The sequence below is a fragment of the Streptomyces sp. NPDC015532 genome, assembly GCF_043078065.1.
Lineage (GTDB): Bacteria > Actinomycetota > Actinomycetes > Streptomycetales > Streptomycetaceae > Streptomyces.
Genome location: NZ_JBIBSY010000003.1, coordinates 572,112 through 586,055, shown reverse-complemented (window position 1 = coordinate 586,055; position 13,944 = coordinate 572,112). Strand labels below are relative to the sequence as shown.

11 protein-coding genes are annotated in these 13,944 nt (G+C 71.1%); 5 read left to right on the top strand and 6 right to left on the bottom strand.

What is annotated here, in order from left to right; genetic code table 11:
- Window positions 1-84 precede the first annotated feature (84 nt).
- Window positions 85-2,751 carry an AAA family ATPase gene (locus tag ACF07B_RS13835; protein WP_369481092.1) on the bottom strand — a complete coding sequence of 889 codons (2,667 nt, stop codon included), beginning with the start codon at window positions 2,749-2,751 and terminating at the stop codon, window positions 85-87.
- Between the two features lie 597 nt (window positions 2,752-3,348).
- Here ACF07B_RS13835 and ACF07B_RS13830 point away from each other — a divergent pair.
- Window positions 3,349-4,335, top strand: coding sequence for a DUF2510 domain-containing protein (locus tag ACF07B_RS13830; protein WP_392179113.1), 987 nt, complete (start codon window positions 3,349-3,351; stop codon window positions 4,333-4,335).
- Window positions 4,336-4,578: 243 nt separating this feature from the next.
- Window positions 4,579-4,935: a hypothetical protein gene (locus tag ACF07B_RS13825; protein WP_392179112.1), complete on the top strand. Its 357-nt coding sequence runs from the start codon at window positions 4,579-4,581 to the stop codon at window positions 4,933-4,935.
- A 333-nt stretch (window positions 4,936-5,268) separates the two neighbouring features.
- Here ACF07B_RS13825 and ACF07B_RS13820 read toward each other — a convergent pair whose 3' ends face one another.
- On the bottom strand, window positions 5,269-5,721 hold the full coding sequence (locus tag ACF07B_RS13820) for an SHOCT domain-containing protein (RefSeq protein ID WP_392179111.1): 453 nt from the start codon (window positions 5,719-5,721) through the stop codon (window positions 5,269-5,271).
- 254 nt (window positions 5,722-5,975) lie between these two features.
- Here ACF07B_RS13820 and ACF07B_RS13815 point away from each other — a divergent pair, with 254 nt between their 5' ends.
- Window positions 5,976-6,710, top strand: coding sequence for a hypothetical protein (locus ACF07B_RS13815; protein WP_392179110.1), 735 nt, complete (start codon window positions 5,976-5,978; stop codon window positions 6,708-6,710).
- Between the two features lie 316 nt (window positions 6,711-7,026).
- On the opposite strand, the gene ACF07B_RS13810 is transcribed toward ACF07B_RS13815, so the two are convergent.
- On the bottom strand, window positions 7,027-7,644 hold the full coding sequence (locus ACF07B_RS13810; RefSeq protein ID WP_369481090.1) for a TetR/AcrR family transcriptional regulator: 618 nt from the start codon (window positions 7,642-7,644) through the stop codon (window positions 7,027-7,029).
- Window positions 7,645-7,909: 265 nt separating this feature from the next.
- Between ACF07B_RS13810 and ACF07B_RS13805 the strand changes: the two genes are divergently transcribed.
- Together ACF07B_RS13805 and ACF07B_RS13800 are read left to right on the top strand one after the other, a co-directional pair.
- Window positions 7,910-8,836: a phosphatase PAP2 family protein gene (locus tag ACF07B_RS13805; protein ID WP_392179109.1), complete on the top strand. Its 927-nt coding sequence runs from the start codon at window positions 7,910-7,912 to the stop codon at window positions 8,834-8,836.
- Window positions 8,833-9,825 carry a hypothetical protein gene (locus tag ACF07B_RS13800; RefSeq protein ID WP_392179108.1) on the top strand — a complete coding sequence of 331 codons (993 nt, stop codon included), beginning with the start codon at window positions 8,833-8,835 and terminating at the stop codon, window positions 9,823-9,825. The genes ACF07B_RS13805 and ACF07B_RS13800 overlap by 4 nt, the downstream gene beginning before the upstream one ends.
- A 100-nt stretch (window positions 9,826-9,925) precedes the next feature.
- Here ACF07B_RS13800 and ACF07B_RS13795 read toward each other — a convergent pair whose 3' ends face one another.
- From ACF07B_RS13795 to ACF07B_RS13785, 3 genes are all read right to left on the bottom strand, one after another.
- Complete coding sequence (locus ACF07B_RS13795) at window positions 9,926-10,765, bottom strand: phospholipid scramblase-related protein (protein WP_362399866.1); 840 nt, start codon at window positions 10,763-10,765, stop codon at window positions 9,926-9,928.
- Between the two features lie 52 nt (window positions 10,766-10,817).
- On the bottom strand, window positions 10,818-12,869 hold the full coding sequence (locus tag ACF07B_RS13790) for a phosphocholine-specific phospholipase C (protein ID WP_392179107.1): 2,052 nt from the start codon (window positions 12,867-12,869) through the stop codon (window positions 10,818-10,820).
- A gap of 197 nt (window positions 12,870-13,066) precedes the next feature.
- Window positions 13,067-13,531 carry a DUF3592 domain-containing protein gene (locus ACF07B_RS13785; RefSeq protein WP_392179106.1) on the bottom strand — a complete coding sequence of 155 codons (465 nt, stop codon included), beginning with the start codon at window positions 13,529-13,531 and terminating at the stop codon, window positions 13,067-13,069.
- Window positions 13,532-13,944: the final 413 nt, after the last annotated feature.

The window sequence follows — 13,944 nt, the reverse complement described above, 5'->3', positions numbered from 1 at the left end:
GTGCCGCCGGGGGCGGTCGCGGCGTGGCTCAGGCGGGGGCCGCCGACCGGACGCCACCGCGGGCGGCTGACGGTCGGCGGCTCGTCACAGGCCCCTCAGTGCCGCCTCCGCCTTCGTCACCAGGCCGTCCGCTCCGCAGGTGCGCGCCAGGGTCAGGCCCTTGTTCAGTTCCATCACCGAGCGGGACGCGATGCCGTACTCGATGCGGGCCGCCGCGTGTTCGTACTGGCAGGGAGAGGCTTCCAGGTAGGTGACCGCCTGGGCTGCCAGCCGGACCGCGCGCTGACCGGTTTCGAGGGCGGCGGCACACCGCAGGGCTTCGCCGATCGCCGTGTCGGTGCCGAACCGTTCGGCCTGGCGCCGGGCGTCACCGGCCAGGGCCGCGGCGCGCGACGGGTCCTCGTTGGCGAGTGCCTTCGCGAGGTCGACGGCCCAGGGCGCGAGCACCGTGTTGTGGTGGCCACGGGCGGCCGCCGCCTTCTCCGCCGCCTCCAGTTCGTTGATGCCCTCCTTGGTGCGGCCGACGGCGAGCAGAAGCCGGCCGCGCACCGAGCGGGTGTCGGGAAGGACGATCGTGGAGGGATACGGGGGCGCGAAGCCGTAGCGCTCGGCGATCTCCGCCGCCTGCTGCACGTGCCCGCGGGCCAGCAGGGTGTCGATGAGCCCGCAGGTCGCCGACCAGTACAGGGGCAGCCCGCGTCCGACCCGCTCCGCGAGGCGCAGCGATTCGCGCTGGTAGTGCTCCGCGTCGACGAGGCGGCCCCGCCTGCGGTGGGCGAGGCCGAGGTAGGCGTTGGCCAGGGAGAGGTGACCGCCGCTCCAGCCCGCCTTCACATAGGCGTGCAGGGCCTCGCTGAACAGGCTCTCGGCGCGGTCCAGCCGGTCCGTGTAGGCGTACGCGCTGCCCAGCATCAGCAGGAGTTCGACGCCCCACTCGGTGTCGGTCCAGGCGAGTCCCGGTGCGAGGCGGCCGTTGACGAGGGCCCGGTCGCAGAGTTCCACGACCTCCTCGGCGTTCTCGCCGCGGGTCATCGCGTCGAAGCCGCGCAGTATGAGCAGCGCGCGCTCGGAGTTGTCGCGCCCGGTGCAGGTCGTGACGAGTTCGGCGAGACCGCTGGAGTGTCCGGCGCGATCCTCGCCCGCGTGGATGCCCTCCCACATGTAGTGCACGGCCTGGAGCCGCATCCGGGCGGGCCCCGGTCCCAGCCGCTCGACCTCGGCGTCGACCGTGCGGACGGCCTCGTCCAACTGGTTGTTGTGGAGCAGCGCCTGGGAGAGCCGGAAGACGGCGTCGACCCGTGCCGTGTCCTCGAGTCCGGGCCGTTCGAGCGCGGCCCGGAGATGACCGATGGTCGTGGACGGCGCGGTCAGGAGTGTGGCGCAGCCCAATTCGTAGAGCACCCGCGCGTGGACCTCGGGCAGCGGTGGCTCCTTGAGCGCCCGCTCCAGGCAGCGCCGGGCCGCGTCCGGGGCGCCGACGGCGAGGTGCTCGCGGGCGGCCTCGCGCATCTGCTCGACGAGTTCGGGATCGTCGTCCGGATGCACTTCGAGGAGATGGCGGGAGGCCGCCGCCGCACCGCGTCCGGACTCGGTGACCGCCCAGGCCGCCTGACCGTGCATCGCCGTGCGCAGGGCGTCCGGGATCGAGCGGTACACCGCTGTCGCGATCAGCGGGTGCACGAACTCCAGCTCGCCGTCCGGCTGATGGCCGCCCGCGGAGCCGACCGTGGTCAGGATGCGGGCGGCGCCCAGCAGTTCGGCGCAGCGGGAGGCCTCGTCGTCCGGCATTCCGGCGAGTTGGGCGGCGAGGTCGAGGGAGATCCCGGTGCCGAGGATGGCGGCTGCCCAGGCGAACCGGGTGGCGTCGATACCGAGCCCTTCGAGCCGGGCGACGAGTCCGCGGCCGCGGGCCGAGCGGTTCAGGTCGCGCAGTTCGGCGGCCGAGCCCTCGACCGGGTCCAGTTCGCTGTCCTGGACCTTGGCGAGCAGTTCGACGGTCTCGTACGGGTTGCCGCCGGTGACCGCCCACACCTCGCGGCAGAAGGGCGCGTCGGCGTGTTCGCCGAGGGTGGCCCGGGTGAGACCCTCGGTGGCGCCCGGGGTCAGCGCCGTCAGGGTGGAGACCGGACGGCCCGCGGCGGTCACGGCGTCGAGCAGCCGGGCGCTCTCGCCGCTGACCCCGCCGGGCCTGCGGGCCACCACCACGAGGACGGACAGGTCGTCCAGCCGCTCGGCGAACGCGGCGAGCCAGCGCAGCGTCTCCTGGTCGGCCCAGTGCGCGTCGTCGATGAGCAGCACGAGCGGCCAGTCCCGTTTCGCGAGGCGTCGTACCGCGGCGACCAGACCGTCGCAGACGCCCTGCGGGTCGGGCTGCCGGTCACCCGGTTCGGCTATGCCGAGGGCGGGTCCCGCGATGTCGTACCAGTCTCCCAGGTACTCGCGCGCCTCCTCCGGGAGCAGCGAGACGAGGGCCGGCTGGAGCAGCTGCCGTACGACATTGAAGGGGACGGACGTGACGGTCTCGCCGCCGCGCGCCGACCACACGGCACAGCCGTTGCTCTCCGCGATCCTGCGCACCTCGGCGAGGAGCGCGGTCTTGCCGAGACCCGCCTCTCCGCTGAGCACCAGCAGGCTGCCCGAGGTCGAGGAGTCCGCACGCAGCGCGGTGATCGCCTCTTCGAGAGTGGCGACCTCCTCTTCGCGCTCCCACAGGGAAGCCGAGGCGACCGCTCCGGGTCGTCCCTCCGTCATCCCGCTACCTCCCCAGGTCACCCAAACGACGTAACTCCAACGAGCCTAGCCTCCTGGAAGCCACGACGGAGGCGGGACCCGGCACCAGTTGCCGGGACGGGTGACGGCGGTGTACCGGAGGGGACGCCACCGGATGCCACCTGGCCCCAAAGGGAAGTGACGAACAGTCAACTGAAGGAAAAATGAGGGTAATTTTCGTCCTTCGTTCGCCGCGCCGGACCGCGCTCGGCGAACACCCGAGCCCCTCGGGTAGGACCGGCACGAGCGCCCCCGCGCGCGGCTGTGACCTGCGCGCCCTCCACTCCCCCGCTTCCGTGGAGGCGTCCGCGCGGGCGCCTCGGGCGTCCCGTCGGGCTCGTCGCGTCCGGCGGGCGCCCCTCACGCCCGGCTGCGACCCCCTCCTCCCGAGTGGCGACGGCCGGCCCGGGCGGTACGTGAGGAGCGCGCGCTCTTGGCACTGGCGTTCTTCATCCGTCCGGTGGGGCGCCCTCCTATCGGCATGACCGCGTCAGCTCCCGGGCGGGCTTCGGCGGCTCCCGGGCGGGCTTCGGGGAACCCTCTCATCCGCCTTTCACCCTGGGCTCATACGGTGGACCCATGACGCAGGCGACTCCCCCCGGCTGGTATCCCGACCCCGGGCAGACAAGTGACGCTCCCGCCACCGAACGCTGGTGGGACGGTAAGACGTGGACGGACCAGGTCCGCCCGGTCGGGGCGACGGCCGCATGGGGTCCCCCGGCACACCCGGCGGGGGCCGGACCCTATCCGGTGTACGCCCCGAGCGGCCCGCGGCGCGGACTGCGCACGGGCATAGCGGTCGCGGCGGCGGTCGCCGTCCTCGCCGGTATCGTCGGCGGCGTGTACGCGCTGACCAGCGATGACGGACGGGGCGGCAGCGCGGCGTCCCGCGGCCCCGCCGGATCGGACGGCCAGGGCGGACCCCGGGGACCGGGCGGCGGCCAGGACAGCGGCCCGAGCGGAGCGCCCGGCGGCTCCGGCGGTTCCGGCGGGCAGACTCCGGCGCCCGGCGAGTCGGGTCAGCCGGAGACCGACCCCGGGTACGCCACGGACGTCTACAACGGCATCAGCATCCCGGTGCCGGACGGGTGGGCCGGCCAGAGCGGCGCGGGCACCGCCGCGGTGTCCACCAAGGACACGTACGAGTGCCCCGGCGACACCTCGCAGAAGTGCCAGCGCGGCGGCGCCTACTCGGCCCCGGCGAAGGCACAGAAGCTGAAGTCCACGACGGCGGAGGCGGCGGCCAAGGAGGACATCTCCAAGAACGCCACCGAGTCGTACGGCAAGGGCTACGGCTCGATCACCTCTCACACCCAGCTCGCCTCGAAGGCCGTCACGGTGGCCGGCGAGAAGGGCTATCTGGTGCGCTGGAAGGTCGTGACGAGCAAGGGCGACGACGGATACGTCGAATCGCTCGTGTTCCCGTCGCCCGCCGACCCCGCCTCGCTGGTCGTCGTCCGCTTCGGCGTCGACATCAGCTCCAAGGCCCCCCAGCAGTCGGTCATCGACACGATCACCAAGGGCATCAAGGTGGCGGCCGGGGCCGGCAACGGGCAGAACGTCTAATTCATGCAGGTGGGGGCTATGACGTGCACGAACGCCCCCACGACACCCTCTTGAGCTCGCTCGACACCCGTTCCCCGAACCTAGACTTAACTAGATGGGAACAGATGTCATCAGAGGCCGCTCGACGTGATCATCTCCCAGCCGTCTCCCATGAGAGACAGCGAAGGCCCCCGCAGGCAGATGCTGCGGGGGCCTCGCGCGTTGCTCATGAGCAGAGACCAGGGTGGTGGCTCCACATGGGGGGTGAACCCATACCCGCCGGACCCAGCTCGGCCACCGCATTGCAGCCGTTCGCGCCGGATCCGGCAGAAGATCCAGCACGCCGAGACCGTCGACGCTGAAGTCGTCGGCCACACCGGGCCCGGGTCCCGTCCGCGTGCCGCCGTCGTCGAGCTCCCCGACGGGCGGCGTTCGCTGTCACAGGCCCTGACCCCGCCGCTCGCCGCCACTGTGTCCGCGCACGTCTCTGCCACGGGGCCGGGAAGGCGGACGCGCACCCGGGCCACGGGCAGCCACACCACCGTCGCGCCCGGCCTCACGGTGGAAGTGCTCGCCGGCACCACACGGCACGCGGTGGTCACGGTGACCCGCGTCCGCTGATTGCCCGGACATCCCCGACAGAGCACCCGGCACCAGACGACCGCCGGACAGGCCGGGGACCGCCTGCCCTGCGGCATCGATCCGGCTAGTTCCCGAAGCATATGGAGCACGGGCGTTCGAACAGGGCTCCATGCGCGCTCATGAGCGGCTGGAAGGGCCTAGGACTCCGGGGTCGCGCCGCGACCAGCCTGCCGCTCCTCTGGAGCGAGACTGTGTGGCGAGGGCGATGCTCGGTCGGGCGCTCGGCGTGTCGCTTGGCCAGTTGCCGAGGACGCACGAGCCGACCGAGGTGTAGCCGAGCCCCCGGCCGTACGACACGGCCGGGGACTTGTCTCATCCTCCGAGGAGTCGGTTCTTCTGCTGCTCGAACTCGGTGTCGCTCAGGATTCCCTGCTCGCGCAGGCCGGCGAGTTTGGCGAGTTCGTCCGCGACAGGGGCCGGGCCTGCGGCTACGGGTTGGGGTGCGTGCCGGCCGATGGCCGCGGGTCGGACGGCCCAGCGGCCAGCCCCGATGGCGATGCCGAGTGCAATCAGCACTGCGCCGAACGTTTTGTCTTCTTCGGCGATCCGCTTGTCTTGGTCGGCTTCGAACTGCGCTTCTTTTGCAGCGTGGCTGGCTTCGTAGCCGAGGACATCACCCCAGTCGGCAGCCGAGGCGTCGATTTGGGCTTGATCGGCGGTGCCGGAGTCGATGCTGGCCGGGATGTAGATGATGAGGCCGATGGCGGCGATGAGCAGGCCGGCGAGGGTGAGGGCGAGGCGGGCGCGGCGTCGTGCTTGGGTCACGTGCGGGTCTCCTGGTACTTGTGCGTGTGGGTGAGACATCGGTGACGGGCGAATGGTTGCGTACCGGATTTACGAGGCGCGCGAGGCGGCTACCGGTGCGATTCGAGGTGCGGCGGTCTGCGTTCTTCGTTGCGGCCGCTTCTGCGGTGACGGCCGAGCGGGTGAGCCTTACCGCACTGAGCGGGCAACTCGGTCTCCGCTACTGGTCCTGGTAGACGTCGACCGAATGCAGTGAAGTCCCATCAGCGGCGCACTTGATCTCTGACAAGCTCCACAACCAAACAAACGGCTTCACCAAGGAGATCCAGACTCTCCGGAACGGCACCATCGCGAGTCACGTCCAGATAAAGGCGGTCGCACTCCAAAGGGGTGACGACCGTCTTTTCCTGCTCGGTCACCTGCTCGACAAGAAGACGCTGACGGCCGAACGCTTCCCGCTGAAGCCGCGGGCGCCGAAGGCCGCGTTATGGATGGACGTCAGCTTCCAGCTCCGCCTGGATGCCGAGCCGGAACATCTCATGGTTCACAAGTCGTTCGTCGGAGCGTTCGGGTCGAAGGACGGCTACGAGAAGCTCCTGGAGGCCGGCCGTGAACAGTTCCGCAAGAACCAGCTGATGGCGGCGATGCGCCGGGACCCGGCGACGGTGGACAAGTTCATCGAGCAGTACGGACGCCCGAGCGGACCTAGGCCACAGCGCGACGCCCCCCGCACTGGACCCCTTCCGAGCGGGGGCGTTGTCGTTTCTGCCGAGGTGGCCCTACTGCGTGGTCCGCGATCTGTCGGGTCGGATCTGGGTGCGTTCGTTTTCGGCGCGGATGTCGGCGAGCGTGAGAGTGATGCGGCCACCGTCGTTGTGGTGGATTTCCCGGGCGTGGCACTTTGCCTTGAGGACGCGAACGCTGGTGCAGGGCAGCGGGCGCAGTTCGACGACTTCTTCGGGGCTCCATCGCCGGAGTTGGGCCACCTGTACTGGTACCGCGCCGAATAGAAGATCGGCGGCGGCGCTGGGGCTCGCGCAGACCGGGGACGCGTAGGCGACTTGGCCGTCTTCGGCGAGGGTGAGGGTGGCTCCGCGAAAGGCGGTGGCGGCCGGGGCCGGCGGAAACGGCCAGAACGTCTGAAACCACCACAACCCTGAACGCCTGTCCCGGCGCCGGGACACCGCGGACATGATTCGGCCGGGTGGAGCGCCCCTCCGCTCAAGGGGAACCCCACCCGGCCGGGGGGTGCGCGCCGCCCCCGTCCCCACGGTGCGGCGCGATACAGGCCGATGTCCGGTCATCCCACGGACAGCGGCCTGAGATTCAGGTGAGACCCAGCGTCGGCAGCACGACGGACTCCACGAAACGTGTGAGATACGCCGCGTCCGCGTACTGGCCGTCCAGCAGGGGTCGCACCCTCAGGACGCCGAGCATCTGGGCCGGGATGAACTCCAGCGCCGGGTGACCGGCGTCGACCTCGCCGCGCTCGACACCGCGGCTGATCATCTGCCGCAGCTCGGCGACCTCGGGCTCGACGAGCGCGTCGCGCAGCGCCTGCTGGAGTTCCTTGTCCTGCATCACGGCATTGCCGAGGCCCTGCAACAGCTGTGTGTTGTCCCGGGCCGACCAGTCACCCGCGGCCCCGGCCGCCGCGCGGAGGTCGCCGGCGAGCGATCCGGTGTCGATCCCCGTGAACCGCGGGCACCGGTTGTTGCGCAGCGCGGCGGCCACGAACTGGGGCTTGGACTTCCACTGCCGGTAGAGCGTCGACTTGCTGCACCGGGTACTGGCGGCCACTCCCTCCATCGTGAGCGCCTCGTACCCGCATTCCCTGATCTGTTCGAGCACGGCGTCGTAGAACTCCTGCTCACGCTCGGGCGTGATTTTGGAGCGGCGCGAGGCGGCGACCGTCTCCGGTCCGTCCGCGGCCTGCGACGTCATGAGGCTTCTCCTCGCTCGATCCGGCCCATGCCGGTGCGGTCTTGCGCTCAGTGTAATCGATACGCAAGGGTACCGGTACGCATCCGTATCGGTACACCCTCGTATCGGTACCCTTGCGTATCGGTACCCTGTCGTATCGGTACACTGCCGTATCGATGAGCCTCGGACAGGAGCCACTCCTCCCGCACAGGGAAGGCCGAGTGGATCCTGTCCTGGGCTCACCGCGCACTTCACGAGATCAAGCCGTCAGCAAGGGGGCCGGGGGATGGATTCCCGAACCGAGCCTGCGGATTCCGTATCCGAGTCCACGTCAGAACCAGAGCCGCCCGACGCGGCGACACCATCGGCCGCGTCACACGACGCGGGCATCCACCCGCGCCCGCACGGGCACGCCCGTGCGGACACGCGCCCCGACGACACCGCGGCACGCCCGCCCCTTCTGCGGGAGCTGCTGCTCGTCGTCGGGCTCTTCGTCGTCTACAAGGCCGGCCGTCTGCTGGCCACCGGCCGCACCGACGAGGCGTTCGCCGACGCGCACAGCGTCTGGGGCTGGGAGCGGTCCCTGCACCTGCCGGACGAGGGCTCCGTACAGACCGCGCTGCTGCACAGCGACACCCTCGTGCACCTCGCGAACACCTACTACGCGGCCGTCCACTTCCCGGCCACCGCCGCCTTCCTGGTCTGGCTGTATCTGCGGCGCCCCGCGCACTACGTGTGGGCCCGCCGGATCCTCGCCCTGGTCACCGCCGCCGCCCTGGCCGGGCACCTCGTCTTCCCGCTCGCGCCTCCGCGGCTGCTCGCCGGTACGGGCCTCGTCGACACCGGTCGGCTGTACGGGCCCACCGTGTACGGCGCGCATCCGGCGGCCGACGCCCTGGCGAACCAGTTCGCGGCGATGCCGTCGCTGCACTTCGGCTGGGCGCTGATGGTCGCGATCGGTATGATCGCCGCGACCCGATCGCGGCTGCGCGCGCTGTGGCTGCTGCATCCGCTGCTCACCCTGCTGGTGATCGTCGGCACCGCGAACCACTACTGGCTCGACGCGATCGTGGCGACCGCGCTGCTCTGCGTCGCCCTGGCCGTGGTCCACCCGCCGCACCGCACGGCGGCGGCCCCGGGACGGCGCCTCGGCGACGAGCCCGCCGGGATCCCCGTACGTGATCTGCCCGGACTCGTGGGAGCGGGGCGATGAACCCGACGCTCGTCGCCGTGGCCCTGTCCCTGGTCTCGGCCGTCGCCTACGCCTCCGCCGCCGTCGCGCAGGAGCGGCTCGCCGTCCGGTCGGCCGGCGCGGGCACGCTGCGCCTGCTGGCCCAGGGTGCCTGGTGGTGGTCGGTCACGCTGAACGCCGCGGGCGCGCTGCTGCACGTGGCGGCCCTCAAGTACGGAACCCTCACCCTGGTCCAGCCGCTCGGGGCGCTCACCCTCGTGGCCGCCGTGCCGCTGGGCGCGCGGGTCGCCGGACGGCGCGTCAGCGCGGTCGAATGGCGCGGCACGGCACTCACCCTGACCGGCCTCGCCGCGCTGCTCGTCACGGCGTCCGGGACCGCGCCGGACGAGGTGCTGAGCCTGCCGCAGGCGATCGCCGTCGCGGGTACGACCGCCGCGGTCATCGGCGCGCTGACGCGGGGTGCCCGGCCGGGACTGCGGCACGCGACCGCCGCCGGGTTCGCCTCGGGCGTGGCCTCCGCCCTCACCCAGACCGTGACGGTCGCCGCGACGGACCCCTCGGACGCGCCGCTCAGCGCGCGGGTGGTCGTGGTGGCCCTGCTCGTGGCGGCCTTCGCGGCTGGCGGGCTGATACTGGCGCAGACCGCCTATCAGGGCGGGCTCGGCGCCCCGCTGGCCGTCGTGACGCTCGCCAACCCGCTGGCCGCGGCGGTGATCGGGCTGTCCCTGCTCGGTGAGCGTCTCCAGGGCGGCGCGGCCGGCCTGCTGCTCGCGCTCGCGGGGGCGTCGGTGGCCGCGTGGGGTGTGGTGACGCTCTCCCGTTCGGCGCCCGAGCCGGTCATGGCGACGGACGACCGCCTCGCCACGGCGGCGGCGGACGCTCGGCTGGACGGCCTGGCGGACGACGACCACCCGGTCGCCGCGGTGCTGGCGCTGGGGCCGAACGGCGCGACGCACGAACCCTCGTTGATGCCCCGGCAGACCGGCTCGGGCCATCTGACGTCCCGGTAGGGCGTCACCGCGGGAGACCGCGGCCCGCGCGAGGGCGGGACATGCCGCGAGGGCGGCCGCGGAGAGATCCGCGGCCGCCCTCGCGTGTGAGCGTGGCCTGTCAGCCCAGTCCGCGGGAGTCCTGCTTGAGCGCCGTGTCGACGGTCAGCGCCGTCGCGACCACGAGGCTCAGCAGCGGCTCGGGGAGCTGGAAGTGGATCTGCAGGACGTAGTTGTCCGCCGTCGTGAACATCGTCTTGGCGAGGCCTTCCCAGGTCTTCGTGATCCGGGCCACCTCGTTCTCCGACTCGTCGACGATCGCGAAGTTCCAGGCGCGCCAGTTCTCCGCCTTGATCGCGCCGACCTGCCGGCCGTCCACGTTCATCGCGAAGTTGATCTTGCCGATCATGTTCTTCTGGACGATCTCACCCACGGGGGAACCATCCGGACGCGTCACGATCACGCGGGACTTGAATATCTTCGCCGGACGGGTCAGCAGCAACTGCGGCTGGCCCTGGGCGTCACGGATCTCCAGCCGGTGGGTGAGGAACTGGTCGAGGCTGGAGACCAGCCGCAGGATCTTCCTCAGCACACCCTGGCCGACCTCGGTGACCGAGCCGACCAGGTTGCCCTGCTGGTCCATGACCTTGTACTCGTTGGTCAGCTCGATCAGCTTGGCCTTCTGGTTCACCACCAGGACCGGCTCGGTGAACAGCGTGCCGCCACCGACACCGCTCGGGGCCACCCCGGCCTGCTGATGGACCTGGCGCTGGACGCGCGGGTCGGGGGCGGTGGCCTGCTGGGGGAAGGGCTGCTGGGGCGGCGGGCCCTGGTGCGGCACCTGCTGCCCCGCCGGGGCCTCCTGGTCGGTCCACTGCGAGCCGTCCCAGTAACGCTGTGTCTGGGACTTCCCGTTGGGGTCCGGGTACCAACCTGCAGGAGTGTTCGATTGCGTGGTCACCGGGGCACCCTACCGTGACATGGCCGGAAGACAACGGTCAGTTGTGGTCCCATCAGACAGTGATGAGCGCCGGGTCGCTCACACCCGGTCGGCCATTCTCGACATGTCCGGCAAAGCGCCGAAGGAAACCGGCCTGCCCGTCGGCGACGACGCTCAGGTCGTACCAGCGGGCGCTCGCCCGCAGGTCCACCGTGTGCCTCACGGTCGCGCCCGCCCGGACCCGGAAGACCTGGGACGGTCCGCCGTAGCCGTTCGTGAGCCTGAGCGTCGCCGTGGACGCGCCCTTGTTCACGAAGGTGAGCTCGACGTCACAGCCCGTGTGGCGGGCGGCCACCTCCGGTCCCGCCGTCCCGTCGGCGCCCTTGAAGGTGCGAAGGAAGCCGTTCGGACCGTGCACCGTGAGGTCGTACGAGCCGCCCGAATAGGCCGAGTTCCAGGTGTCCGAGACGGTGGTGCCCGCCGCGGTGGTGTACGTCCAGGGGCCGTCGGCGCGGTTGCCGGAGGTGACGAGGAAGGCCGCGCCCGCCTTGGGCCCGGAGCCGAAGGTCAGCGTGAAGGTGCCGGCCGCGGTGTCCGCCGAACCGTCCACGCGAGGGGCGTACTTGAGCGGGCGGGTCGGACGTGAGCCGCGCTCCTGCCGGGGCAGGGCGGGGTTCGCGGGCGGGGTCGGCACATAGTCCGGGTGCCGGTCGCCGTCCGGCGGCCGGTAGCCGTCGGTGCGGGGCAGGGTGACCGGCCCGGTGTCCTTCCGCGCGAAGTCGAAGGCGGCCGTGAGGTCGCCGCAGACGGCGCGCCGCCAGGGTGAGATGTTGGGCTCGCGCACCCCGAACCGGGCCTCCATGAACCGGATGACCGAGGTGTGGTCGAGCGTTTCGGAGCAGACGTAGCCGCCCTTGCTCCAGGGCGAGACGACGAGCATCGGCACCCGCTGACCCAGTCCGTAGGGTCCGGCCGCATGGCTCGCGTCGCCCGCGTACAGGTCCGGGCCGACGTCGACCGTGGACCTGCCCTGCGCCGCGGACTGCGGCGGGAAGGGCGGCACCAGGTGGTCGAAGAAACCGTCGTTCTCGTCGTACGTGACGAACAGGGCCGTCCTGCTCCACACCTCGGGGTCGGAGGTGAGCGCGTCCAGGACCTGGGAGATGTACCAGGCGCCGTAGTTCGCGGGCCAGTTGGGGTGCTCGCTGAACGCCTCGGGAGCCGCGATCCAGGAGATCTGCGGCAGCTTTCCGCCCTGCACGTCGGCCCGGAGCCGGTCGAAGAACCCCTCCCCCTTGCGGGCGTCGGTGCCGGTACGGGCCTTGTCGTACAGCGGGTCGCCCGGCCGGGCGTTGCGGTACTGGTCGAAGTACAGCAGCGAGTTGTCGCCGTAGTTGCCCCGGTAGGCGTCGGGGATCCAGCCCCACGAACCGGCGGCGTCCAGCCCGTCGCCGACGTCCTGGTACACCTTCCAGGAGATCCCGGCCTCTTCCAGCCGCTCCGGGTACGTGGTCCAGCGGTACCCGGCCTCGTCGTTGCCGAGGACCGGGCCGCCCCCCTTGCCGTCGTTGCCCGTGTAGCCGGTCCACATGTAGTAGCGGTTGGGGTCCGTGGAGCCGATGAACGAGCAGTGGTACGCGTCGCAGACGGTGAACGAGTCGGCCAGCGCGTAGTGGAACGGGATGTCCTCGCGCGTCAGATACGCCATCGTCGTGGCCGACTTGGCGGGCACCCACTTGTCGTACCTGCCCTTGTCGAACGCGGCGTGCCCGTCGTTCCAGCCGTGCGGGAGGTCCTTGATGAACGCGAGACCGAGGTCGTCCAGCTCCGGGCGGAAGGGGAGCACGTCCTTGGTGCCGTCCGACTGGTACCAGACCGGCTTGGTGCCGGCCGGGCTGGCCGGACGCGGGTCGCCGAAGCCGCGGACGCCTCTCATCGAGCCGAAGTAGTGGTCGAACGAACGGTTCTCCTGCATCAGGACGACGATGTGCCCGACATCCTCGATCGTGCCCGAGCGTCGATGCGCCGGTACGGCGGCCGCGCGCTGGACGCTGCTGGACAGCGCGGTGAACGCCGCTGTACCACCCGCGAGTTGGAAGAATCGGCGCCGATTCACTTGGTGCATGAGTGGGTGACCTCTTGTCCTGACGGGCCCATGGGCCGGAGGTTGACGGAAGGTACGCGATGGGAGTTTTCCCAGCGCACCGAACGTCAGGAAAGGCCCCTCTGTCCCTGGCGTGAAGGGCGGCGGTACACCAGACGAACGGTTCCGGCCAGGCCACGAAGGCCGCGAGCCGAGCCGGCCTCACGCGGACGACAGCCCTAGAGGCCGGCCGCGAACAGAGAGAACACACCGACTCCGACACCGGCGACGGTCAGCGCGATGGCCAGCGCCACGCCGAGGAACCCCAGAAGGCAGCCGAGTTCCCGCTGGGCCGTCCGGTCGCCGGGCGGCGCGACCGTGGCCCCTTCCCGGTCCTCGGGGAGATACGAGACGGTGAGGACGTCGCCGGGCATGGTGGTGTTCGGAGCGGAGTCCTCGAACCGGACCTGCCGCCCGTCATGGGTGGCGTACTCGAAGAGGTAGTAGCGCCGCGTGGAGGTGCCGTATCCCCCGCCCGAGCGCCGCACGGTTTCGACCCGTATGCATCTGCCCTCGGTGCGCAGCCCGCGCTGTTGGGCCCGTGTCCGACGGCGGACCTTCCTGACCGCGATCACGCCCGCGGCGACCGGGGCGATGACGATGACGGACACGAGCGCGACAAAGACAAGAACGACGAAGATCACGACAGGTTTCCTTTTCGGCATGCGGTACTGATGACACGTCAGAGCACGTGCATCCAAGGGAGGCCGGGCACTGGCGCCGGAACGCCGCACCGGCCAGGGCGAGTTCACCCGGCCGGGAACCACACGCCCGGGGCTCGGCCGACCGGCCCGGAGACCCCCGCCCGCCTCGGCGGCGAGAGCGGGTGAAGCCCCTGCACGCGAAGACGGACGCCGGGCCAATCGCGTTCCATCGAACCACCACGGAGTCGACGGACATCACGCCGCCCGGAACGCGCATGACGAGAACCGGCATCGAGAGCCGGTGAATCCGGCGGCGGCGCCATCGGCGTGACCGGCCAGGGCGAGGAAGGCGGCGTGCGGGTGGTCGCAATACGCGTGCACTGTGCACGCGGCGCTTCATTAGCGGTCAACTA

Bases quoted from the DNA above. Each gene is read 5' to 3' on its own strand.
- ACF07B_RS13835 (WP_369481092.1), bottom strand. From the start codon at position 2,751: ATGACGGAGGGACGACCCGGAGCGGTCGCCTCGGCTTCCCTGTGGGAG.
- ACF07B_RS13830 (WP_392179113.1), top strand. From the start codon at position 3,349: ATGACGCAGGCGACTCCCCCCGGCTGGTATCCCGACCCCGGGCAGACA.
- ACF07B_RS13810 (WP_369481090.1), bottom strand. From the start codon at position 7,644: ATGACGTCGCAGGCCGCGGACGGACCGGAGACGGTCGCCGCCTCGCGC.
- ACF07B_RS13805 (WP_392179109.1), top strand. From the start codon at position 7,910: ATGGATTCCCGAACCGAGCCTGCGGATTCCGTATCCGAGTCCACGTCA.
- ACF07B_RS13800 (WP_392179108.1), top strand. From the start codon at position 8,833: ATGAACCCGACGCTCGTCGCCGTGGCCCTGTCCCTGGTCTCGGCCGTC.
- ACF07B_RS13790 (WP_392179107.1), bottom strand. From the start codon at position 12,869: ATGCACCAAGTGAATCGGCGCCGATTCTTCCAACTCGCGGGTGGTACA.